This is a genomic window from Acinetobacter puyangensis (assembly GCF_900096995.1).
In the GTDB taxonomy this organism is placed as follows: Bacteria; Pseudomonadota; Gammaproteobacteria; order Pseudomonadales; family Moraxellaceae; genus Acinetobacter; species Acinetobacter puyangensis.
Genome location: NZ_OANT01000006.1, coordinates 35,492 through 58,990, shown reverse-complemented (window position 1 = coordinate 58,990; position 23,499 = coordinate 35,492). Strand labels below are relative to the sequence as shown.

Below are 23,499 nucleotides of genomic sequence, written 5' to 3'. Positions count from 1 at the left end.
CAAGAAACACTAAAATGCTTGGAAAAGCCTTATGAGCAAACCCACTCAAAAACATTTAGCACAGTCCGATGTGGCCAAAGAAGATGTGTCAGAAACATCAACTAGCACGTCTCAATCCACACAAAAACTGCCTAAACCAAAAGCTGCCAGTCGTAGTCCTAATCGTCGTCAAGTTACGGCAAAATCAACCATCTCTTCTGGTGAAGATGCGGCAGCGCCAAAAAGCTCTGCTAAGATTGCAACTGCAAAAACCACGGCATCGCCACGCCGCAATCGTTCTTCAGCATCCACCACCTCTCCTAAACAACAGGAACAAGCCATGAGCCAAAATTCTATTCGTCGTGTCGCAATTATCGGTGGTAACCGTATTCCCTTTGCTCGTTCAAATGGAAAATACTTTACTTCCTCAAATTCGGATATGCTGACCGCGGCATTGAATGGTCTAATTGAACGTTACAACTTGCAAGGTCAACGTCTGGGCGAGGTTGTGGCCGGTGCTGTATTAAAGCATAGCCGTGATTTTAATATGACACGGGAATGTGTCTTAAGTACAGAACTTGCACCAGAAACGCCTGCATACGATATTCAACAGGCATGTGGTACAGGTTTACAGGCAGCTTTCCTGGTGGCCAACAAGATTGCCTTAGGTCAGATTGAAGTGGGAATTGCAGGTGGTGTTGACACCACTTCTGATGCACCGATTGCCTTTGGTGATGGTTTACGTAAAGCGCTGCTTGAATTAAATATCGCCAAAACTGCAAAAGACCGTTTAAAAGCACTGACCAAAATCAATGTCAAAGATTTACTGGATGCGCCTAAAAATGGCGAACCACGTACTGGACTTGCCATGGGTGATCATGCTGCCATTACTGCACTGGAATGGAATATTGGACGTGAAGATCAGGATGAACTGGCTGCGGCTTCCCATCAAAAAATGGCCAAAGCCTATGAAGAAGGTTTCTTTGATGATCTGATTACGCCATTTTTGGGTCTGGATCGTGACAACAACTTACGTCCGGATTCAACTGCTGAAAAATTGGCAAAGTTAAAGCCTGTTTTTGGTAAAGGCGAACATGCAACCATGACTGCTGGTAACTCTACACCATTGACCGATGGTGCGTCCTGTGTCCTGCTTGCATCAGAAGAATGGGCCAAAGCAAATGGACATGAAGTGTTGGCTTATTTAACCTTCTCTGAAACTGCTGCGGTAGATTTTGTGAATAAAAAAGAAGGTCTGCTCATGGCACCTGCCTATGCTTTACCTCGTATGCTGGAGCGTGCCGGACTTAAACTTCAGGATTTTGATTATTATGAAATTCATGAAGCTTTTGCCTCACAGGTATTGGCAACATTAAAAGCATGGGAAGATCCAGCATTCTGTAAAGAACGTTTGGGTCTTGATGCCCCACTTGGCGCCATTGATCGTACGAAATTGAATGTAAAAGGTTCCTCACTTGCTGCCGGGCATCCATTTGCTGCAACAGGTGGACGCATTATTGCAACCGCAGCAAAACTGTTGAATCAAAAAGGTTCTGGCCGGGTGCTGGTATCAATTTGTGCAGCTGGTGGACAAGGTGTAGTTGCCATCATTGAAAAATAACCACATCATCATTTAACTTTTTAGAGCTGTCTCACAAGAGACAGCTTTTTTATTTGCTTATGATTTATTTGCTTATGATAGTGCGGTATAAAAATTGCTTATTTATTTCATCAGCATTAAAAAAGCTAAATAATGCTAAAAAAGTTTAGAATTTTATATTTTTTTTTAGTAATATGTATCACGATACAATGTAATGACAACGTATAATCATAGTCTAGTATTGATGGGGTTTATTGCGATGGCTAAGACAGAAGTCTATCAAATTCGCCTTGATAGCGAAGAAAAGAAGCAAGCATTTGCAGTATTTAAGCAACTCGGGCTAACGCCTGCGCAAGCAATCCGTATGTTTTTTCGTCAGGTTGTTTTAACACAGTCTATTCCTTTTAACATTGAGAATAAGGTGACTTTTACACCTGTTCCACAACGTGAAAATCTACCTGAAGAAAACCATCAGGATCTATTTCTGGAGTTAGACCAGATCCTGAATTCCAAACAGCAATAATCGTAACTATTTATTTCGTTGCATTTTTTCACAATATGTTGTTTTCATATTAAATTCTTTTTGTATATGCTCGAATAAAACAATGCAAGAATAAGGAATGAATTGATGATTGTACGACAGGCAACGGAAACCGATATCCCTTTATTAACCGTGCTGTTTGATGAGTATCGACAATTTTATGGAAGTTCGAGTAATTTAGAACAAACTCAGCAATTTTTATATAAACGATTTAAAAATAAACAAAGTGTGATTTTTATCAGTCTGAAAGATAACATCATTACTGGGTTTATCGTGCTTTATCTTAGTTTTTCCACCGCCGAATGTGCCGAATATTATATTCTGGATGATACCTATGTTACCCCGAGTTATCGTCGGCAAGGGTCCGCACATCAGTTGATCGATACAGCAATTTTATATGCGCGGCAGCAAAAAGCTTTGCGTATCAGCTTACAAACATCGGGTGACAATCTCGCTGCAAAAATATTGTATGAAAAACTTGGGTTCGTTCTGGATGAAGAATTTGACACTTATCACTGCTTTCTTTAATTGCTGATATTCAACTTGTTTTAGCACATCGCATTTCTTCTGGAGAAAGATAACACCATTCACCCATTGCCAGATCCAGCTGCTCAAGCCTTAATTGACCAATTTGATCACGGTGTAAACGTATCACCTCGTTATCCACAGCATGTAACATGCGCTTAACCTGATGATATACACCCTGATCAATGGCAAAACGCAGTGTATAAGAATCCAGTTGAGTAATAGAATGTGCAGCAAAAATCCCTTTTTCATTTTTCAGGCTAACACCCTGCGCAAGTTTTTCAATCTGCACTTGGGTAATTTCATTTTTAGTTTCAATCACATAGTATTTGGCTACATGTTTTCTCGGGTGCGTCAGCTGATGCAAAAATTGACCATCATCGGTGCATAATAATAAGCCTGTAGTGTCCTGATCCAGTCGCCCTACAGTTTGAATATTTCTGGCCAATAACTCTTCAGGGAAAAAATCAAAGACACTTAAATGCTGTTGTGGCCGATGTGAACATTCATAATTTTGTGGTTTATTTAAGGCAATATATACCTGTTCACGATAAACATAATCCTGTGCCAATACCGAAAAAATTAAATCTGTGGTATCAAATTTTGCCTTAACATCCATGATAACCTGCCCATCAATACGGACATGGCCTTGACGAATTAACAGCTGACAATGTTTGCGTGAACCAATCCCTTGAGATTGTAAGATTTTATCGAGTTGCACAATGATCCTTATACATTTTCATTTTAGTCGTCATTATATAATAAGACAGCATCACAGTTTAGCACTTGACAATGGCGCAGGATAATTTTTAGCATGTATTTTCGATAAACATAGCTGAAATCTATACCATGAAAAAAACACTATACGCATTGATTCTTACTTTTGCCCTTCCCTGTACGGCTTTTGCACAACCAGCAAGCGAACAATCCATTCGTGAATTACTCAAAATCACCAAAACGGCACAACTGATTGATCAATCTTATACTCAACTTGAACCGATCATGAATTCAATTTTTGAACAAACTGTTCAAAATAAAGGCAGTAATACTGACCTAAGCACAAAGAAGGCCTATGAAAATTTTAATAAGAAATATGCACAACTCATCACTCAAGAGCTATCATGGAAAAAACTGGAGCCAGATTTTATCAAGCTATACACAGAAGTATATACACAAGAAGAAATTAACGGCATGATCGACTTTTATAAAACACCTGTTGGTCAATCAACCATTGAAAAGATGCCATTGGTCGCTGATAAAAGTATGCAGTTAATGCAAACTCATCTTACTCAGTTAATTCCGAAACTTAGCAAATTGGCAGAGGAATCGAAACAAGAAGTCAGCAAGTAACTAATAACATAAAAATAGCCACAACAGTGGCTATTTTATTTATCTTTAGAACTTAATTTTTATGACGCATATGCGGGAATAAAATCACATCACGAATACTTGGTGCATCTGCAAAGAGCATGACCAAGCGGTCGATCCCAATGCCTTCACCTGCTGTTGGCGGCAGACCATATTCCAGTGCTTCAATAAAGTCTGCATCGTAATGCATAGCTTCATCATCCCCTGCATCTTTCTCGGCCACTTGTGCCTGAAAACGCTCAGCCTGATCAATCGGATCATTTAATTCGCTAAATCCATTGGCAAGTTCACGCCCACCGATAAAGAATTCAAAACGGTCTGTAATGTGTGGATTTTCATCATTGCGACGCGCAAGTGGTGAAGTTTCCGCAGGATATTCGGTAATAAATGTCGGTTGACGTAATTTGGTTTCTACGGTTTCTTCAAACACGATGGTTTGTAACTTACCTAGACCAAATCCCGGTTTTACCTGTTCCTTGAGTTGTTCGCTGATAAACTTGGCCAAAAACTCACGGTCATTCACATTTTCCGCAGTAAACTCTGGATTATGCTCAAGAATGGCATCAAACATGGAAATTTTCTTGAATGGCCCTTTGAAACTATAGACTTCGCCTTGATATGGTACATCTGTTGTTCCCAGAATATCCAGTGCAAGTTTTTCCAGCATGTTTTCGGTCAGCGTCATCAAATCTTTATAATCTGCATAGGCCTGATAGAATTCAATCATGGTAAATTCAGGATTATGGCGGGTTGAAACACCTTCATTACGGAAGTTACGGTTGATTTCAAACACACGTTCAAATCCACCAACCACCAGACGTTTTAAATAAAGTTCCGGTGCAATACGCAAAAACAATGGCATATCCAGCGCATTATGATGGGTCTCAAACGGACGAGCAGAAGCACCACCAGGAATGACATGCATCATTGGGGTTTCAACTTCCATAAAACGCTCATTGCTTAAATATGTCCGAATCCCGGACACCACTTTGGCACGAATTTCAAATGTTTTGCGTGTTTCTTCATTCACGATCAGATCGAGATAACGCTTACGATATTTCACTTCTGTATCAGTTAAACCATGAAATTTATCTGGCAGTGGACGCAGTGATTTGGTCAAAAGTTCAAAGTGTTCGATATGCACATACAAATCACCTTTGCCAGAACGACCAATATAGCCCTGAATTGCGATAATATCGCCCAAATCCAGACCTTTGATCACATCCAGAACGTCTTTATCCAGCTCTTTACGTGGTACATATAGCTGAATACGACCCGTCATGTCTTGAATCACGATAAATGAACCACGATTCAACATGACACGGCCTGCAACTTTTACATACACATGTTCTGCGGCTTCAATCTCTTCTTTGGATTTATCCTGAAACTGCTGTTGCAAATCCGCTGCATAATTTTCACGTTTAAAGGTATTTGGCCACGGGCTGGTGCCAGTTTCTTTCGCATGTTGCTGAATTTGCTTTAACTTGGCATGACGCTGTGCGATTAAATCGTTTTCAGAAATTTGCTGTTCAGAAGTCGATTGAGCGTTATCTTGCGTCATTCTTTGCCTCGGTTAACTATAAAATTAAAATGAAGTGCAACATTTTATCAGAAAACTATGTATTTTCGCACTGTTAGCTGCAACAAGCCGATAAATATTTCCAACGGGCAATTCACTTATCCAATTTATCAAGATATAAATTGCCCGAACAAGCCAGATATGCTATTTATAAAGGGAGATATACAACGATAAATATGGAGTAAACATATGTCTTATCAGCATATTTTAGTACCGGTTGATGATTCCCCTATTTCTTATGCTGCGGCAGAAGATGCATTATCGCTAGCCAAATTAAGTGGCAGTCAGGTTACCTTGCTCAGTGTTGTAGCAGTTGATCCCTTTGTTGGCGTAGACTTTTATAAAATTGCCCCTGCTATTACAGACTACTTTATGCAAGCAGAATCAGGAGCAAAATCGCGACTGGAAGAATTACAACAATCTTTTGTCAATGATGGTATTGAAGTACAAACAAAAATTTATCATGGTGCGCCCTCAGAAGGCATTCTCTATGTGGCTGATGAAGTCAATGCGGATCTTATCGTCATGGGGTCACATGGTCGTACCGGCGTTAAAAAACTAATGATCGGCAGCGTGGCACAAGCTGTCCTGGCGCAATCGCATATTCCAGTGTTGATTGTAAAACAGTAAATTAAAGATGTACTGATGGTCAGGATATTTTAACATTCGCCATCAGTGCTGTTATTTTGCTTGAATTTACACTTTATCGGCTGTGCAAATATATAAACCACCTTTATTAAAAAACACTCAGCACTGATAAAAATCTTTATGTATCTGGATTAAGTACTTTTTAAAATTTTTTTTTTGCGACGGAAAAATAATGGCATAGATGCGTACTAATTATCATGCGCAGACATAACTTGCACATCCGCCATATTCTGACCAAATGCCAATAATCCATTAAAATAACTTTCGACAACCTTTGCCTGTTCGGCTGTTGATTCAACCTGATACATATTCTGGCGAAATTCATTGCTATTGCGTAACCCTTTTGTATACCAGGCAATATGCTTACGGGCAATTCGACAGCCGGAATACTCACCATAGAACTGATACAGTTCGGCCAGATGTCCAATCAAAACCTCTTTGATTTCTATAATATCCGGTGCAGCAAGATATTCCCCTGTAGCCAAATAATGCTGAATCTCACGAAAAATCCACGGACGACCTTGTGCAGCGCGACCAATCATAATCGCATCAGCACCGGTATAATCCAACACAAAACGGGCTTTTTCAGGCGTGTCAATATCACCATTGGCAATCAATGGAATGGAGATTAAATTTTTGACTTCTTTGATTAAATCATAACGTGCTGTATTTAAATACATGTCTTCGCGGGTACGACCATGCAATGCCAAAGCTGCAATCCCGGATTGCTCTGCCTGTTTGGCAATTCTTAAGATATTTTCTTCACCATTTTTAAAGCCAAGTCTGGTTTTAAGGGTAACTGGTACATCTACTGCCTCAACCACTGCATCCAGAATACGTGCGACCAGATCTTCATCCTGTAATAATGCTGATCCTGCCAGTTTATTGCAGACTTTTTTTGCAGGGCATCCCATATTAATATCAACAATCTGAGCACCATTGGCCACCTGATATCGGGCTGCTTCTGCCAACTCTATAGGATCGGAACCAGCGATTTGAGCCGAAATTGGTGCAATTTCACCATCAAAATTAGCCCGATATAGACTTTTTTTACTCATACGTAAGGTCTTGTCTGCGGTCATCATCTCACTGACTGCATGACCGGCACCAAAGTGTTTACATAAAGTTCTGAATGGACGATCCGTGACCCCGGCCATCGGCGCAACCCAAATCTGGTTACGCTTTGATTTATCGAATAACTCGTCAATTACTTTGTTTTTCATCACATCATCTATGCCCAAAGCTTCGACCATTTTCAATGTTTTTTCGTCATTTGCAAGTATTTGTTAAAATACATTTAGCTCAAAAGAGATTTTGTTTAGACATCGATAGCCAGATATAAAAACAGGCATCGATTCTGATGCCTGTTGTAGATATACCGCCCAATGATTTATTGAGCAGAATAAAGTCCTACGCTATTTTGTATCAGGTAAAGCATAGGCCACCAGATAATCACCCATTTTGGTACCAAATGAGCCATGGCCGCCTGCCATGATCACCACATATTGTTTACCATTGATTTCATAGGTCATCGGTGTGGCCTGTCCACCTGCTGGTAAGCGAGCTTCCCACAGTTTATCGCCATTTGATACATTATAGGCTCGAATATAATTGTCCTGTGTTGCCGCAACAAACATCACATTGCCGGCTGTCGAGATTGAACCACCCAAGCCAGGTACACCAATTTTCAATGGCGGTAACTGCATTAAGTTTGGCAAACTGTCACGAATCGTACCAATACGTTTTTTCCATACTACTTGATGCGTATTTAAATCCACACCGGCCACAAATCCCCAAGATGGTTGTTTACATGGCAAACCAAATGGCGATAAAAAGGCACTGATTTCAACGCCATACGGCACACCATACATGGGTTGTATGCCTTGTTCGGTGCCCGCACCTCGGGCTGTTTTCTGACGATCCGGATTTTCTGGAATCAAGCGTGAAACAAACGGTAAGCCAATGGGATTCATCACAGCAACTTGACGGTCAGGATTAACTGAAATCCCACCCCATTCAAATACGCCTAAATTACCCGGGAATACCAGCGTACCATTTTCAGAAGGTGGCGTATAAATACCATCATAATTCAATTTCTTAAACGAAACGCGGCATATCAACTGATCAAACATAGTTGCACCCCACATGTCTTTATCTGTCAATTTCTGCTGCGGGGCTAGATTAAAATCAGAAAAAGGCTGAGTCGGAGAATAATGTTCACCCTTGGTTTGTGGACCACGTTTGACGGTTTGTGGTACCGCACGCTCGGTAATCGGTACAATGGCACGGCCATCACGACGATCCAATACAAAGACATTCCCGGTTTTGGTGGTCACATAAACTGCTGGCACCATCTGTCCATTTTGATCCTTGATCTCGGCCAGTGTGGGCTGAGATGGTACATCCATATCCCACAAATCATGATGCGTGGTCTGGAAGTGCCAGATCAATTTACCTGTGGTCGCATTCAGCGCAAGCACAGCATTGGCATAACGTTCTTTTAACTCGGTACGGTCGCCACCCCAGATATCAGGTGTTCCCACTCCTGTCGGGATAAATACTACATCGGCTTTGGCATCATAGGCCAAGGGTGCCCATGCATTGGGTGAGTTATGGACAAAAGTCTGACCCGGTGCCGGAATGGCATTCGGATCTTGTGCCCCTGTATCAAATACCCATAATAAATTACCAGTATTGACATCATAGCCACGAATCACACCAGAAGGTTCTTTGCTTGAAAAATTATCCGTTACAGACCCTGCAATAATAATTGTGGTCCCAGTTACAACGGGAGGTGAGGTTGGGTTATAGCCGCCCGGATAAGCAAATGGCATATCTTTTTGCAAATCCACTTCGCCATTTTTACCAAAATCCGCACAGCGCTGGCCATTATCGGCATTGATTGCCACTAAACGACCATCGTTCACCGGTAAAATAATTTTACGTGGACATTGCGTAGATGAAGATTTTTTATGCACTAAACTCTTTGCAAATTCGGCAATATTATTTTCATCATAATAAGATACCCCACGACAAGTCAGATGCTGATAGGTTTTATCCGCTTTTAACTTTGGATCGAAACGCCATTTTTCCTTACCCGTTGCAGGATCAAGCGCAATTAAATACTGATGTGTGGTACACATATACATGTTATTGCCAATCTTGATCGGTGTCACCTGATTGGTGCTTTCACCAGAATCGTGTCCGGTTTTTAAATCACCAGTCCGGAATGTCCAAGCAACTTTTAATCCTTTTACATTCTGATCATTAATCTGGGTTAAAGGTGAATAGCGAACACCCGCCTGTGTACGTCCATAAGCTGGCCAATCCGCAGGGTCAACACCCTCTACTGCCTGTGCAGTTTGTGGCTGTGGATTGGTGATGGTGCCATGGATTTCTTGTGGATCATTAAAAATGGAATAGACCATCACCACAATTGCAATCCCTAATGTACCGGATAATACCGCCTTACCCGAGGTTTTGGTTTGCCCCATATCGCGAGTCACACCGGGAACCAGTAACCATACTCCCAGTAATCCCAAAATATCCAGTCGTGGTGCCAATGCCCAGAAATCGGTACCCACTTCCCAGACTGCCCAAATGACTGTACCAATCATCAATGCAGCATATAACCATAAAGCTGTGATGGAACGACGCATCAAGAAATAAGCACTAAGTAATAAAATCAGTCCGGTAATAATGTAATACCAAGAACCACCTAATGTTGCTAGATAAATACCGCCACCGAGCAAAACCACACCAAACAATGCAAGAATGAATACGGTAAATAAACGTATTCCGGATCTTTGCGCAGGTTGATCCATATATCACCTCTGTCTATAATTTTTCTACAACCACTTAAATATACTGATCTATTCATCGTATTAAAAACTTCAAATGCCGTTTCATTTTTGGTCAATAATACAAAAGTCCTGCATAGCTTAAACCAATATGCTATCAATCAACCACCGGATTTGTATCAAGGAGGAGAAAACTAAAAGGAAAATATGCGCTTTATAAAAGCTAAAAACGATATAAATTTAAAATAAGATATTGTTTTTCATATAATTAAAAAATTATCATTTATAAAGCCCATGTCGATTATATGCTTTTTTATTCAACGATAAGCGTTCCATTGATAATACTGTTTATGGCCCTGTTGTCTAGATGAGTTAACCTAAAGCTAACTCTAGTCATTAGGTAACAAATGAAACTCGCTTAGAGTGATATTTTTGCTCAGTACGCTCAATCATCTCTACCACTTGCCCGGGTGCAATCACCTGTGGCACATGTCCGGTATCAACAGTATAAATTTCTGCCCCCGGACTGAGTTCCTGCATCAAACGCTGCATTTTGATATTTAAAGACTGGTCTTGTAGTGCTTCAATATAAGTACGTGGCACACGGCCATAGTGTTCTGGGCTTAGACGAAGTCGTAAATCACGTCCAGTTTCGGTTTGAACAGTAAAATTTCTCGCTAATCTTGCAGCTTCTAGCACAGGATAATCCTGTAAAAATATTTTGATCACACCCTCTTCAGTTACTTCACTGATTTGACCCGCTTCAGAAAATTTTAAATAAGGCGAAATTCCATCAAAGCTTTGTCCCGGAAATCTAGCCTCGCAAAGTTGTTTTAGTTCTAAAAAAGTCATGCCATTGGGCAGCATCATACCAACCAGATAAATCAGCGCATGAATTCGATCGGGAATCATTTCTGCCACTTGCGAAATCGTAATGCCTCCACCACTATGGCCCAGTAAAAATACTTTTTCTCCCAAATCATGAATGTAATCAGCAACATACTGACTATAAGAGCGCAAAGAAACTTCCACAGTAGGATCCGGATGATGACCATTTCCAGGTAAATCCAGTGCATGCACCTGCCAACCCCGTTCAATGAGCAAAGGCCTAATTAAATCAAATGACCAGCTTCCCTGCCATGCGCCATGTATTAATACAATGTGCTTATCCATAGGTTCTCCGGTACATTTCCTGATGATGTTTTTCGACTGTGGTTACCGGATATTTGGCAAGATTGTCTTCATTTAAACAAGTTTCAATACAACGTATCTCATGTTGTGGATTACCACCGAAAAAGAACGGCACCGAATAACGTTCTACACCAGAGCGATTAATTACACGATGTCGCGTAGATTGATACAAATCATTGGTCCAGCGCGCAATCAGATCACCCAGATTCACCACATAACTGCCCGCAATCGGTTGTGCATCAAGCCAAATGTGTTGCTGATGATCCCAAACCTGCAAGCCACCATTCATATCCTGTAATAATAAAGTTAAACCGCCAAAGTCGGTATGTGCGCCACAACCTTTTTCATTAGGTAAGGGATTTGCAGGCTGTGGTGGATAATGTAACAAGCGTAAGGTAATCATGGCCTGTTGATTGTATTGATCAAAATAATCTTCGTTCAAATCCAGTGATAACGCCAATGCACGCATTAAGCGGATCGATAATGCTTCCACCTCTTGCTGATATTGCATCATGACCTGTTTAAATTGTGGTAAATCTTCCGGCCACTGGTTAGGACCATAATTAAAACGTTTATTTTTGACTTCTTCACTGTCCATTGCATATTCCCGCCCTGCATAAAAACCTTCCTTGAGATCTGGTGGTGCATCTGCCTCCAACGTTTGATTCTTTAAAGGTTCATAACCACGATTAGCAATCGATTTATTTTTATTAATCTGTTCTTTAGCTGGCAGCGGTAAATTAAAAAATTGCTGGCTATATTGAAATACTTGCTGCTGTAAATCTGCACTGATGCCATGATTGATAATATAGAAAAACCCCTTATCCAGACAGGCCTGACGTATTTGTTTTGCCACGGCAATGCGATCTTCAAAATTTGTACTGGATAAAGCAGCCACATCAATAAGAGGAAGTGTTAAAGTCATTACGGCAGATTCCAAAAATTCATTGCATGGTTAAAAAAGCAATTGTTATGCCATTTTGGAACTTCTGTGTTCATATGTTACTCAATGCTGGTGAGCTATTCATCTCCAATTCCACAAATCACACACTAACAAACAGTCAAAGCGTATACAGGAAAACCAATAATACCAAACATTCATAAAAATATTTATTTATCAAAATTATAGCTAAATTAAAACAAGAAAAGTGACTGATTCTTCTGATATATAATATATTCTATTCTAGAGATATTAAATATTTATGCGTATACTTAGGCCATATTCATTTCTCATCTTTTCTAATATGCCCTCTGAAAAAAGCTTTGAAGTCATTCATAAAGGTAATTTAAGCGATAGTGTTTATGATGCCCTGCGTCAAGCACTTATTGATGGACAATATGAACCGGGTGACCGCTTGCGTCCAACCCAGATTGCCAAAGCCATGGGGGTATCCATTACACCAGTCAGGGAGGCGATTTTCCGTTTGGTCAGTGATCAGGCACTACAAATTAAAGCTGCGACATCAATTTATGTTCCCATCCTGACTCATGAACAGTTACAGGAAATTCAGCGTATTCGTTTTTTACTTGAGGGTGAAGCTGCTGCAATGGCAGCAATCAAAATTACCCCGGAAGAACTTCAGGCACTGGAAAACATTCAAGATCAATTTCAGAAAATTGTACCGGTAGATTCAAAAAAAGCAGCTGAACTGAATAAACTGTTTCATTTTGGCGTGATTAATGCTGCACATAGTCCATTGATTTCCAAAACGCTGGAAAATATGTGGATTATGATGGGGCCGATCTTACGCAGTTTTCATGTTAATACACCACGTAAAGAACTGGAAAGTGATCAGCACTATCATTTTTATGTGCTTGATGCACTGCGTAATCACGATGCAGATGCAGCCAGAAAAGCTATACAAGACGATATTGAATGGGGCAAAACCATGCTGAACTGGACAGCTGAGGTTTAAATAATGCGGCACTGTGCCAGTTAAAACATTTAAAGTCTTTTTAATCAAAACAATAAACTGTAAATGTAATGCGCCAGCAGACTATGATTTAAGCGATGCTATAACCACCATCCACTGGCAAAACAGCACCATGAATATAACTGGCATGTGCCGATAATAAAAAGATAATGACCTGTGCAATTTCTGTTGGCTGTGCCCAGCGTGCTAGTGGAATCCTATCAATAATTTTCTGATAACGCTCGGGATCATTTTTGGCGGTTGCACCCATTGCAGTATCAATCCAGCCCGGCGCAATGGCATTTACACGTACACCTTTTGCACCTAGCGCGACAGCAAGTGATCGGGTCAATGCTGCAACACCGGCTTTTGATGCTGCATACGCTGGCGACTGAGCCGAACCAAAAAAACTCCACATTGAGGCAATATGAATAATCGATCCTTTTGCCTGAATCAGTTTATCCTGTAATAAGGTGGTAATCGCAAAGGCCGTATTAAGATTAACCTCCATCACTTTTTCAAAGGTCGGTATTTCCCATTCCTGTTTTTGTTTGATCATACCGGCACAATGAATCAGTGCATCGACCTTGTCTTGGTGATCAAAAATTTTCTTGACCTGATCCAGATCACAAATATCAACCTCATAAAAATGAAATTGATCGGAAATCACCTGCTCACATTGCAGACCCAGAGCAAGTACACGCCAACCCTGCTCAAGCAATAATAAAGCAGTGGCTAATCCAATACCTGTACCGCCACCGGTAATCACAGCTGTTTTTATCTCCATGACTCAATATCCTGCGTTTATATTGGTTGCTTTATCCAGCGAATCACTGAAAAGATGATTGAAAGCATTTCATTTAGGTTGTTCCTTCAAATCATCTTTTGCAGTACCTTCTTACTTCAGGCAATTAAGACTTTTCTGCCTTAAAGGTAGAAGAATTCCCCTGTTTTATTGCATTCAATGTATTCTTTTCATCCATTGCATTTTCTGGCGTATATAAAGAGCGGCCTCTGGTTTCGGGTGAAATATAGATTCCAATTAAACTGAGACTCATGATAAACATCATATAAATCGCCACAGGCAACCAGCTATTGGAGAAAGCTGTTAATAATGCAGAACATACCATTGGACCAATCCCGCCACCAAACACAGCCGACATTTCACGTCCCAGTGTGACGCCGGCATAGCGATATTTGGAACCAAACAATTCGGGGAAATAGGCTGCCTGTGCACTCACTGTACCTTCTGCGGCAAAGATAAAGCCAAAGATAATCACCAACATGATATACAGTGTATTTCCTGTTTCCAGTAACATAAACATTGGAATGGTGGCAAAAAATAATGTGGTATGAATGAAATACATGATTTTCTTGCGGCCATAAATATCCGATGCCCGACCAATCATTACCGAAGTAAATGCAGCAATCGTGGCACCGACCAACAATGTCTTGGGAATAAATGATGCGTTGACTTTGACCACCGATACCAGAAAAGAACCGATAAATGCCTGATAAATATATGAATGACCATTTGCACCTACATTCATTAAGAATACACGGAATATGGTACGTTTACCATCACGGAACACTTCGCGTAATGGAATAGCTTTTTCCTGTTTGGCATGACGTTTTTTCTCGGCAAAAACAGGTGACTCTTTTAAACTGCGACGGATTAGCCATGCTGCAAAGGTAACAAATATCGAACTAAAGAATACCAAACGCCATCCCCAAGCATAAAAATCCGGTTCGGGTAAAAGCTGAACCAGAATCCATGCCAAGGCACCCAGTGCCGTACCGACCGATGCACCGACCCAGACTAGCGAAGCCATTTTCCCTCGCTTATTGGGTAAGGCGGTTTCTGTTAATAGTACCGTTGCACCAGCCATTTCTGCACCAGCACCAAACCCTTGCATAAAACGGCAAATTACCAGTAATAATGGTGCGAAAAAACCGATCTGATCATAAGATGGGATCAACCCCATGGCAAAGGTGGCAAAACCCATCAAATATAAGGTTGCAACCAATACCCATTTTCGTCCCAGTTTTTCACCATATTTGGAAAAGAAAATTCCGCCTAATGGTCGTGCCAAAAAACCCACGGCAAACGTGGAAAAACTCGCCAGATAACCGACTGCCGGAGAAACATTTGGGAAAAAAATATGGTTAAACACCAAGGCTGCTGCTGTACCATAAATAATAAAATCGTATTGTTCTAGTGCTGTACCGACAGCGCCGCCCCATGCCGCAACTTTGCGGTCATGGTCGGTAATTTGAACTGTATTTTCATCCTCGGGAAGCTGCTGTTGAGGATTGTTCGTGGATATCCTATCCATACTATTCTCCGCATCTGATCAGGCATGACCAGATCTATGTCATGATTGATTGAGAAATTCCAAAGCGACGTCCTTGATCCCTTCACTATCCAGACGATAGTGATGATAAAGATGAGTCGGTGGTGCAATCAGGCTATATTCATCATAAATTCCATGGCGTTTTAATTTTCCTGCGTAACCATATTCACTAATGACTTCGGCAACCGCAGCACCCAGTCCACCCAGAACATTATGTTCCTCTACTGTCATCATGCGACTAGACGAAGCGGCTGCCTGTAAAATTGCCTCGGCATCAATGGGCTTAATCGAGGCCATATTGATCACACCGACAGAAAACCCCTGCTGTTGTAACAATTTTGCTGCTGCCAAAGATTCATAGACTGCCATGCCGCAGGCAATAATATTCAGATCACTGCCCAGTTGATGAATTTTGGCCTTGCCAAACTCAAATTCAGGTTCAGATTCATAAACGACAGGATCACGCCCACGGCCAATCCGGAAATAAATCGGCTTGTCATAGTGTGCTGATGCTTTAATCGCAGCTTTTAACTCATTGCCATCGGCAGGTGAAACTACGGCCAGATCGGCAATCGAACGCATGGTTCCAATATCTTCGGTTGCATGATGTGATGTACCATAGAATCCCAGAGAGATACCGGTATGATGACCAATCAAACGAACTGGCAAAGCCGAATAAGCAATATCCATACGAATCTGTTCACAACACAGTAATCCCAAAAATGATGCAAAAGTTGCGACAAAGGGCATCACGCCGGAAGTAGCCATACCTGCCGCGGCAGAAACCATATTCTGTTCGGAAATACCAAAAGCAATATAACGTTCCGGATAAGCAGCCGAAAAACGGTTTAAGCCATTTGAATATTGTAAATCTGCCGAACCGGCAACCACCGGATAGCCCTGTTCAACCAGTTCGATCAGGGCATCAGATAAATAATCCAAACCCGGATTTTTGGCATTCAGTTCACGATATTGCCAAGACTGAGGTGATAACTGATGTGGCTGTTGGGGCGACAATTTTGATGTTGATTGGATGCTCATTTAAATCTCCTTATTCTCTATTTCCTGTAATGCCTTTTCTGCATCTTCCGGCGACAAATAGCCCAAATGCCAGCCCGGTTCGGTTTCCATATAAGAAACACCTTTGCCTTTTAAGGTGTTGGCAATAATACATACTGGCGTTTTTCGGTTTTTGTCTGCTTTTACTTGTCTGAGTAATGTGGTCAATTGTTGAATATTATGTCCATCCACCACATGTGTTTCCCAGCCAAAAGCCTGCCACTTGTCTGCCAGAGGTTCAATATTGATCACATCATTAACTTTGCCATCCAGCTGATAACCATTACGATCCACAATAGCAATCAAACGATTTAACTGGTGATGTGAAGCACTTAATGCCGCTTCCCAAACCTGCCCTTCCTGCATTTCACCATCGCCCAGTAATACAAATACCTCATGCGCAATTCCGGTATAGCGTTGTGCCAGTGTCATACCAACACCTGCGGATAAAGCATGACCAATTGAGCCAGAAGAAAAATCAATTCCTGGGACTTTTTTCATATCGGGGTGGTCGCCCAACGGACTACCTAAGCGGGTATAATCCTCAAGCCATGCTTTGGGAAAGAAATCCAGCTCTGCCAGAATCGGGAATTGCCCTACTGCCGCATGCCCTTTACCCATGAGAAAACGATCTCTTTCAGGCCATTTAGGCTCCCCGACCTTGATATTCATCACGTCATAATATAAAGCAGCAAAAATTTCGGCACATGAAAAGACCGAGGAGTAATGTCCAGTCTTGGCAATTTCAATTAAACGAATGGTTTCCTTGCGAATAAATTTCGCCTTCTCTTTTAAAAATGCAATTTCTTGCGCTGTGGGTTGATATTGCATCTGCTCAGTGTTCCTTACTTGTGCTTGCGAGATCATTTATCTCTCCTGTCTATCCAAATTTTCAATGTTCTGCATGGCAGCAACCAAATCCTGTTGTGTTAGTACACTGGAAAAATTTTTACAATGTGGCGCAGCCAATGTTAAATCTGCAATGGTGTGCAATGTAGCTGTATCAATATGGGTTAATCCCAATTGTTTTAAAGCAACTGGTAATCCAATTTTTTTATAGAAAATAATGAGTTGATCAAGTTCTTCATGTTGCTGATCAAGGTATAGCTGCACCAGTAAACCATAGGCAACTTGTAAACCATGCATTTGCCGTGATGTTTCGGGTATGGCAGTTAATCCCCGAGTCATGGCATGGGCAATGGATAAACCACCACTTTCAAAAGCCAGTCCACTCATCAAAATACTGGCTTCCAGAATCATTTCCAGCGCATCACTGGGTTTTCCTGTTCCGGCAATTGTTAACGCGGCCTGTGCATGTTGCTGAATCTGCTCAAAGCAGGCATCACCAATTGCAACAGCGGTTATTGACGAACGGGTGGCGAACATATTCTTGCCCTGACTTTGCAAACAGGCTCGCGCCTCAAATTTTTTGGAAATTGCATCGCCAATTCCGGCAAGTAAAAACTTTTTCGGTGCTTTGGAAATAATTTGGCTATCAACAATCACTGCCCAGGGACTAAAGTCCAGATGCCCGACATAATCCATTTGATGATGGTCGGTATACACCACATAGTTCTTCGAGGTCGGTGCATCATTTGATGCCACAGTCGGGATGGTAATAAAAGGTAGATTGAACTGATGTGCGAGTGCCTTACCTGCATCAATCGACAGTCCCCCACCAGCAGCCAACACTATATCCGGGATATTCTGTCTGACCTGATCAAACATCTGCTGCAAATGCGTGCGGGTAATCGCTTGATCAAAAACCACAAAATCAATGGCTAAATTTTTTTGTTTGGCTTGTGCCTGTAGCGTCGGCTGAATCAGATCTAAAACAAAGGCGTCTGTCACCACACAAATGTTTTGGTGATTGGGATTAAGCCAGTTCAGCGCTTCATTTAATACGCCCCATCCTTGTATATAACGCATCGGTGCACCAAAGACCAATCTCTCCATATCGTTTATCTTCCCTAACAATGATATTTAATATAAGATATATCATATATTACATGATAAATTCATTTTGCAAATAGATTGTTTGAAAATTTCACGTAATTAACATTTAAGAACATGATTTATCAGTAATTTTAATTCAATGATCAGCACGGATCAGACACTATCAGTCATCACAGGAATAGATAAATATGGACATAAATTCTTTTGCCTTATTCAAACAAGCGGCCTATATCAACGGAAAATGGATTGATTCGGCTTCACAACAAACCATTGAAGTCATTAATCCGGCTACATCTGAAGTACTAGGTCATATCCCTGCATTAACTGTCGCACAAATTGAAGAGAGCATTAATGTCGCCCATCAGGCTTACCAAACATGGAAACAAAGCGCCGTCAAATATCGTGTCGAACTACTCAAAAAATGGTTTGTCCTGATCCTTGAACATAAACAGGAACTGGCCACAATCATGACACTGGAACAAGGAAAACCATTAAAAGAAGCAGAAGGCGAAATCGCTTATGCTGCAAGTTTTATTGAATGGTTTGCCGAAGAAGGTCGCCGCATGTATGGTGATACCATTCCATCACCGAGCGCCGACAAACGCTTGCTGACGATTCGGCAACCTGTCGGTGTTTGTGTGGCAATTACACCTTGGAATTTTCCGGCAGCCATGATTACCCGAAAAGTGGCACCAGCACTTGCTGCGGGTTGCAGCATTATTGTTAAACCTGCACAGGAAACACCATTTACTGCACTAGCCTTTGCAGAACTTGCACATCAGGCTGGTATTCCACCCGGCGTATTAAATATCATTACCGGATATGCACAGGATATTGTGCCACCATTAACCCAAAGTCCCATTGTACAAAAATTAAGTTTTACTGGTTCAACTCCTGTTGGGGCGTTGTTAATGCAACAATGTGCACCGACGATTAAGAAACTTTCCTTAGAATTAGGAGGTAATGCTCCCTTAATCGTATTTGATGATGCCGACCTTGATGTAGCAGTTCAGGGCACTATTGACAGTAAATTCAGAAATGCAGGTCAAACCTGTGTCTGTAGTAACCGGATTTTTGTACATAGCAGCCTGTATGATCAATTTATCGAAAAACTTAAAATGAAGGTGGCCGCATTAAAAGTCGGAAATGGACTGGAACCAGATACCGATATTGGCCCGCTGATTAATCAAAAAGCCGTTCTTAAAGTGCAAAAACATATTCAGGATGCAATTTCACAAGGTGGCGAACTAGTTCTTGGCGGTGAGGTTTCACCTTTAGGCCAGCATTTTTTCCAGCCCACCATTCTTAAACATGCCAATGATGCCATGCTATGCTTTAATGAAGAAACCTTTGCTCCACTTGCCCCAATTTTCAAGTTTGAAGATGAGGATGACGTGATTGAACGAGCCAACGATACCGAATTTGGTCTGGCAGCGTATATTTTTACCCAGAATGTCAATCGACTATTTAAAGTCTCAGAAGCATTGCAATACGGTATGGTCGGTATCAATACCGGTTTAATTTCGACAACCGAAGCACCGTTTGGTGGTGTAAAGTCCTCCGGATTGGGGCGTGAAGGCTCTAAATATGGACTGGAAGAATATACGGAAATCAAATATCTATGTGTTGGAAATCTTTAACCGTGTACAGCTATATTTCAAATATTCTAAGAATGAAATTTTAAACATAAAAAAACCTGTTACTTTTAAACAGGTTTTTAAATTATGACGGGCGTGAATCAGTAAAGTATGTTCATCAGACTGAAACTGTATATGTGGTTAAGTAGGTGATATTGAGTTCATTGCTTTATTGAAGTATTTGATTTGCTGTGTAATGTGCGTTGCTATAAATTCAGCATCTTTTGCTACATCCAGAAAACGTCCTGATCCCCATGTATGTAACCAAGGTAGGCCAATGAAGGTAACATCTGGATCAATGGTGACACCACGATTATGTTGTGGATAGCCTTTCTTATCAAAAATGTCCAAATCAAAACATGAGTAATCAGGTCTAAAACCTATACACCAAATAATTGATCTAATATTTTCTGCTACCAAATCAATTTCTGTTACTTCTGATTCTGGCTGCCATACAGCCTCATATACAGATGCAGACGCATCAGTCTGAATATTATTCTGCAACAGATAGTTATCAATACTTGCGTTAATACGATTGTAAGTTTCGTCGGCCCTATCTAAATTTTTCGCTAAATCTGGACTAAAAATCAGCTTACCATCCTTATAATCTTTAAAACGCCCAAATAAGCGCATACCTTCCAGAGCAAATTTACGCAGGTCAATATCACGACCACCATCTCGTCCTGTCACATAATGGTTGGTACTATTACGCACCTCTTCATTATAACGATGATCTTTAACGGTGGTTTCATAATAACCCATTTCAAATAGCCACTTCACTACATCTTTACCACGATAGAATCTGGCACAACGAGGCGCATCACCTGTAGATAAATAAACTTTTTTGCCTGCAAGATGTAAATCTTCAGCAATTTGTGCACCTGATTGCCCAGAACCAACCACCAAAACATTGCCTTCTGGAATCTGTTCAGGATTAAAATATTGCTCTGAATGAATAACCATTACATTCTCTGGTAACGAAGATGAGAGCTTTGGATAAATTGGTGTATGGTATCCACCTGCCGCCACGACAAGATGTTTGGCAAGCGTCGTACCTTGGTCTGTTTCGATTACAAATTGTTGCTTACCAACTTTTGCAACATGGGTGACATTAATTCCTAAAATAGCAGGTGGATTAAGTTTTTCAATAAAACCATCAAGATATTCAACAATTTCATTTTTCTTCATAAAACCATCAGGTTCAGCTCCAGCGTATGGGTAGTCAGGTAATAAACATTGCCAATTTGGTGTGACCAATGTGAAATTGTCCCAACGTTTGGAACGCCAAGCATGTGTCAGTTCAGCCTCTTTTTCCAATACAACATGATGAATATTTGCTTGCTTAAGATAGTGACTGACGCATAATCCTGCCTGTCCACCTCCAACAATCACCACATCATAATGTGTTGCGAGTTTTGCTTTGTCAATTGTGTTCATGCGGTTCATCTATCCTATTCATTCATGATTTCAATAATTTCAATATAATCTTGGGTGCTAAGTCCCAATATCTTCACTTGACGTTTAATCGTGGCGAGACTATCCATTGCTGCACTACATGCAAAACCATAACGCATACGAACTCGATCCGAGGCTTTATTTAAACCGTTTTCAACCTGTCGAAGAAAATCTTCCAAGCGATAGCTTTGTCCAATATTTAAATATTCATAAATGACTGTGGAGGGTGAGTAATATTGTCCAGTTTCGCCATTTGGCCACTTAACAGTAAAATTTACGCTTGGCATTTAGACTGCTCCTGTACATCAGATCCAATTAAAGATGGAAAAAAATCACACTGTTTCAGCATGGGCAGATAATTCAGCCCAGTAAATGCCTCTTGCTGAAAATCCCAGAAAATACGCTGTTCCGCCTGTAATTGAGTTTCAACTTTTCCCGAATCAGTCACTTCACCAATCACTGCACAATCAATATTTTGTGAGGTAAATAGTTCAATAATATTTTCACATCCCGCCTGATCTGCAGTGAGTAAAAATCCATAGCTAGGAAAAATCTGTAACCATTTTAGCCATTCAATAGTTTGTGGTTTAGGGATTTTATTTAGGTCAATCTTCGCACCTGATCCGGTAGCCTCTAATAACATCAAGAGGCTGCCAAGAATGCCTGCATTACTAATATCCCGTGCAGCATAGGCAAGTCCCTGTTCTGCAATTTCTGGTAAAAGTGCAAGCTGTGTCCGTAAAAGACTTGCTGGCACATTTTCAAAACATTTCCAGTAGGTGGTGTCAGGATGGAATTTGCCTTTTAAATTCAAGGCCACTAGAATTTTTTGTCCTGTTCGCACATGGAAAACAGACAATAATTGTTGAGCTACCCCCTGAATGGCTACAGATAAGGCTGGCTGAAAATTTGCTTGAATATTGGTGTGTCCACCGACCAATTTAACGTTATAGACTTCACATGCTGCCTGAATACCTTGAATTAATTGTTCTGCATTTCCTGCATCTGTGTGCCAATAGCTATTTACAACACTTAATGCTTTGCCGCCCATAGCAGCAATATCACTGACATTCGCCATGACTGCCGACCAACCTGCAAAGTAAGGATGACTAGCAACAAAATTTGGAATCATGCCTTCACAAGCATGTAGCAAATATTGCTGTCCCATACGGATAGCTGCGGTATCATCCGCAGGTAAGGCATATACATCATCTAAGGTATGGATATCTCTTGAGATATGCCTTAAAGCATTATGCGGAATATCCTGTTTGGAACGCATTGCAGGTGTATTCTTTAACGCTGTTAATAAATCTAAAAGTATCATCAGCAAAGCTCCCGATAACTATAAGCCTGCATGATGACGTGCTGTAATGGATATTGCTCAATTTGCGCTTGCATTAACACATGAGGAATATTGGCGACGATGAGTTCTTCAACGCTATCCCAACATAACTTCTGGAAATATCGCTCGTTCTGTTGCTGTACCGTCGCCAAGAAAGTCTGACAGCCTAGATTTTTAGCGGTAGAAACAGCCGCATTAATAAGAGCCTTACCAATAGCGTGATGATGACGATATAAAGGCTCCACACATAAACGACCACCCCACCAGCATTTTTTATTTTCAGGAAATATACGAACTGCACCGATCACTCGATCATGTTCACCAAACATTTGTCCAATCGCTACAATACCCAGTGCTTTAAAATCGTGTTCATCACGATCTTCTTTCAGAATTTTTTGTTCATCACGGAAGATCGCTTCTCGTAGTTGGTAATACTGATAGCGTTCCCAGTCTTCAGTAACAACCTTGATAATGATGTCATCAGTAATAAACTGTTTAAGCTCCTCATTGAGCTCTACTAACCAAGGATGACGGGATAATTCCATCACAACC

Annotated in this window: 22 protein-coding genes; 7 read left to right on the top strand and 15 right to left on the bottom strand. The window is 41.0% G+C overall.

The genetic code is table 11. From position 1 onward, the window contains the following. Positions 1-31 precede the first annotated feature (31 nt). From CRO21_RS12105 to CRO21_RS12095, 3 genes are all read left to right on the top strand, one after another. Positions 32-1,600, top strand: coding sequence for an acetyl-CoA C-acetyltransferase (locus CRO21_RS12105; protein ID WP_097079574.1), 1,569 nt, complete (start codon positions 32-34; stop codon positions 1,598-1,600). A gap of 238 nt (positions 1,601-1,838) precedes the next feature. Continuing rightward, complete coding sequence (locus CRO21_RS12100) at positions 1,839-2,102, top strand: type II toxin-antitoxin system RelB/DinJ family antitoxin (RefSeq protein WP_097079666.1); 264 nt, start codon at positions 1,839-1,841, stop codon at positions 2,100-2,102. 105 nt (positions 2,103-2,207) lie between these two features. Continuing rightward, positions 2,208-2,648: a GNAT family N-acetyltransferase gene (locus CRO21_RS12095; protein WP_097079573.1), complete on the top strand. Its 441-nt coding sequence runs from the start codon at positions 2,208-2,210 to the stop codon at positions 2,646-2,648. Positions 2,649-2,658: 10 nt separating this feature from the next. Here CRO21_RS12095 and CRO21_RS12090 read toward each other — a convergent pair whose 3' ends face one another. Continuing rightward, entirely contained in the window at positions 2,659-3,366 is a 708-nt protein-coding gene (locus CRO21_RS12090; protein WP_097079572.1) for a pseudouridine synthase, read from the bottom strand. A gap of 128 nt (positions 3,367-3,494) precedes the next feature. Here CRO21_RS12090 and CRO21_RS12085 point away from each other — a divergent pair, with 128 nt between their 5' ends. Then, entirely contained in the window at positions 3,495-3,995 is a 501-nt protein-coding gene (locus CRO21_RS12085) for a DUF2059 domain-containing protein (RefSeq protein ID WP_097079571.1), read from the top strand. 52 nt (positions 3,996-4,047) lie between these two features. Here the strand turns inward: CRO21_RS12085 and lysS are convergent, their stop codons facing one another. Further along, positions 4,048-5,574, bottom strand: a complete 1,527-nt coding sequence (gene lysS, locus CRO21_RS12080) for a lysine--tRNA ligase (protein WP_097079570.1) — start codon at positions 5,572-5,574, stop codon at positions 4,048-4,050. Positions 5,575-5,781: 207 nt separating this feature from the next. Between lysS and CRO21_RS12075 the strand changes: the two genes are divergently transcribed. Further along, positions 5,782-6,222 (top strand): universal stress protein, encoded by a 441-nt coding sequence (locus CRO21_RS12075; protein WP_097079569.1) that lies wholly within the window; start codon positions 5,782-5,784, stop codon positions 6,220-6,222. Between the two features lie 206 nt (positions 6,223-6,428). Here CRO21_RS12075 and dusB read toward each other — a convergent pair whose 3' ends face one another. From dusB to CRO21_RS12055, 4 genes are all read right to left on the bottom strand, one after another. After that, a complete protein-coding gene (gene dusB / locus CRO21_RS12070; RefSeq protein ID WP_171294049.1) occupies positions 6,429-7,463 on the bottom strand; it encodes a tRNA dihydrouridine synthase DusB in 1,035 nt (344 codons plus the stop codon). Positions 7,464-7,655: 192 nt separating this feature from the next. After that, positions 7,656-10,064 (bottom strand): glucose/quinate/shikimate family membrane-bound PQQ-dependent dehydrogenase, encoded by a 2,409-nt coding sequence (locus CRO21_RS12065; protein ID WP_097079568.1) that lies wholly within the window; start codon positions 10,062-10,064, stop codon positions 7,656-7,658. A gap of 372 nt (positions 10,065-10,436) precedes the next feature. Continuing rightward, complete coding sequence (locus CRO21_RS12060; protein WP_097079567.1) at positions 10,437-11,213, bottom strand: alpha/beta fold hydrolase; 777 nt, start codon at positions 11,211-11,213, stop codon at positions 10,437-10,439. Continuing rightward, a complete protein-coding gene (locus CRO21_RS12055; protein WP_097079566.1) occupies positions 11,206-12,156 on the bottom strand; it encodes an isopenicillin N synthase family dioxygenase in 951 nt (316 codons plus the stop codon). Before CRO21_RS12055 ends, CRO21_RS12060 begins: the two co-directional genes overlap by 8 nt. Positions 12,157-12,475: 319 nt before the next feature. Here CRO21_RS12055 and CRO21_RS12050 point away from each other — a divergent pair, with 319 nt between their 5' ends. Beyond that, positions 12,476-13,147, top strand: a complete 672-nt coding sequence (locus tag CRO21_RS12050; RefSeq protein WP_097079565.1) for a GntR family transcriptional regulator — start codon at positions 12,476-12,478, stop codon at positions 13,145-13,147. An 88-nt stretch (positions 13,148-13,235) separates the two neighbouring features. Here CRO21_RS12050 and CRO21_RS12045 read toward each other — a convergent pair whose 3' ends face one another. The 5 genes from CRO21_RS12045 to CRO21_RS12025 all read right to left on the bottom strand — a co-directional run bounded on the left by CRO21_RS12045 (position 13,236) and on the right by CRO21_RS12025 (position 18,513). After that, on the bottom strand, positions 13,236-13,931 hold the full coding sequence (locus CRO21_RS12045) for an SDR family NAD(P)-dependent oxidoreductase (protein WP_097079564.1): 696 nt from the start codon (positions 13,929-13,931) through the stop codon (positions 13,236-13,238). A 124-nt stretch (positions 13,932-14,055) separates the two neighbouring features. Beyond that, entirely contained in the window at positions 14,056-15,480 is a 1,425-nt protein-coding gene (locus CRO21_RS12040; RefSeq protein WP_097079563.1) for an MFS transporter, read from the bottom strand. A gap of 39 nt (positions 15,481-15,519) precedes the next feature. Then, complete coding sequence (locus tag CRO21_RS12035; protein WP_097079562.1) at positions 15,520-16,539, bottom strand: transketolase family protein; 1,020 nt, start codon at positions 16,537-16,539, stop codon at positions 15,520-15,522. After that, positions 16,540-17,424, bottom strand: coding sequence for a transketolase (locus CRO21_RS12030; protein WP_213064424.1), 885 nt, complete (start codon positions 17,422-17,424; stop codon positions 16,540-16,542). It abuts the gene before it with no gap. Then, a complete protein-coding gene (locus CRO21_RS12025) occupies positions 17,425-18,513 on the bottom strand; it encodes a glycerol dehydrogenase (RefSeq protein ID WP_097079561.1) in 1,089 nt (362 codons plus the stop codon). A gap of 188 nt (positions 18,514-18,701) precedes the next feature. Here CRO21_RS12025 and CRO21_RS12020 point away from each other — a divergent pair, with 188 nt between their 5' ends. After that, on the top strand, positions 18,702-20,153 hold the full coding sequence (locus CRO21_RS12020; RefSeq protein ID WP_097079560.1) for an NAD-dependent succinate-semialdehyde dehydrogenase: 1,452 nt from the start codon (positions 18,702-18,704) through the stop codon (positions 20,151-20,153). 138 nt (positions 20,154-20,291) lie between these two features. Here CRO21_RS12020 and CRO21_RS12015 read toward each other — a convergent pair whose 3' ends face one another. From CRO21_RS12015 to CRO21_RS12000, 4 genes are read right to left on the bottom strand one after another with little or no spacing between them, the layout of a single operon-like run. Further along, positions 20,292-21,587 carry an MSMEG_0569 family flavin-dependent oxidoreductase gene (locus CRO21_RS12015; protein WP_097079559.1) on the bottom strand — a complete coding sequence of 432 codons (1,296 nt, stop codon included), beginning with the start codon at positions 21,585-21,587 and terminating at the stop codon, positions 20,292-20,294. Positions 21,588-21,601: 14 nt separating this feature from the next. Further along, positions 21,602-21,892, bottom strand: coding sequence for an MSMEG_0570 family nitrogen starvation response protein (locus CRO21_RS12010; RefSeq protein ID WP_097079558.1), 291 nt, complete (start codon positions 21,890-21,892; stop codon positions 21,602-21,604). Continuing rightward, positions 21,880-22,929 carry a sll0787 family AIR synthase-like protein gene (locus tag CRO21_RS12005; RefSeq protein ID WP_097079557.1) on the bottom strand — a complete coding sequence of 350 codons (1,050 nt, stop codon included), beginning with the start codon at positions 22,927-22,929 and terminating at the stop codon, positions 21,880-21,882. The genes CRO21_RS12010 and CRO21_RS12005 overlap by 13 nt, the downstream gene beginning before the upstream one ends. Continuing rightward, positions 22,929-23,492: an MSMEG_0567/Sll0786 family nitrogen starvation N-acetyltransferase gene (locus CRO21_RS12000; protein WP_097079556.1), complete on the bottom strand. Its 564-nt coding sequence runs from the start codon at positions 23,490-23,492 to the stop codon at positions 22,929-22,931. The genes CRO21_RS12005 and CRO21_RS12000 overlap by 1 nt, the downstream gene beginning before the upstream one ends. Positions 23,493-23,499: the final 7 nt, after the last annotated feature.